Here is a 1,104-nt window from a genome sequence, read left to right as displayed (position 1 = left end):
CACAAAAAACCGCACCGAAGACTTTGGGAAAAACAGATTTAGCCAGATTCGCCTCCGCAAAATTGACACGGCGCAGGCTAGCCTTAGTAAGATCTGCGCCTTTAATCACAGCACTAGAGAGGTCTTTACCCTCCAACGCCGCCTTGTCAACCTTTACCAACAGCGTCGCCGCATTCCCTCCAACATAACCAACCTTGGCTTCGGTTTTGCCCCGTGTCGCTTGTAGGATTTCTAGCAGCGGCGATTTGTGTGACCTCTCCCCCAGCCCCTTCCCTACAAGGGAAGGGGGGTTAGGGGGGTTAGGTCAAGCATCGGCAAAAGCAGATCTATCACCGCTTTTGTTAAAGGCGCTTTCCCAAAACTTTCCCTCAACTTCTCCAACGACTCACTTGCAAATCTCCTCAGTGGTGCACTTGACAAAATTCCCCCCACCTCATTCACCTGGCGACGAAAATAAGATGACCAAGTGTAATCAATTGATGCATGATTATTTATATGCAACTGCACCTGCGCTAATTCAATAAAATCATCAGCCAACGCCCCCAACTCAGCCGCAAACTTATAAGCGACAAAAAACTCTAACAGCGAGCGATGCGCCGGAGTATAATCACCATCGGCATTACGAATCAGCATCGTTTGCCCCATCATGTCATAATGCCAGTGGTCTAAATCTTTCTCCTCCTGAACAACATCACCAAATAAGCGACGAATTCTATCGGGAAAAAGGCGATAATTTAAACTCATCTGGTCAGTAGATAGCATTTCCCAGGAAAGTTCAGATAAAAAGTAGAGCTTATCTGCCAAAGAAGTAAAAGTTCGCTCTGCTTTAATGTCTCGTTCCATCTTCCGCCGCACCGCATACAGGTAAACCCGCGACATATCCACAGGCTTACCTGCTTCAATATCTGGCAATGCTTCCAAAATTAATTCTGTCATCACCGGACGACGTGCCAAGTCCAACAGTTGTGGATTGTCCATCACATGGTCAACTGTGGTAGATTCAGCTTGGAAGGACAACACCTGACGAATTTGCTCGTCGTTGAATTTTTCTAGTTCTAGGACTTCAAACTGGGGCGTTTCTCCTGTTAGGTTGGCGGTAGACGC

1 pseudogene is annotated in these 1,104 nt (G+C 47.2%); it reads right to left on the bottom strand.

Annotated features, from left to right (window positions below):
* Window positions 1-1,104: pseudogene (locus DP116_RS29635) on the bottom strand (pentapeptide repeat-containing protein); the annotation flags it as partial.

It is taken from the genome of Brasilonema bromeliae SPC951, from assembly GCF_012912135.1.
Taxonomy (GTDB): Bacteria; Cyanobacteriota; Cyanobacteriia; order Cyanobacteriales; family Nostocaceae; genus Brasilonema; species Brasilonema bromeliae.
The sequence above is the reverse complement of the archived record's forward strand: the minus strand, read 5'-3'. Positions and strand labels throughout refer to the sequence as shown.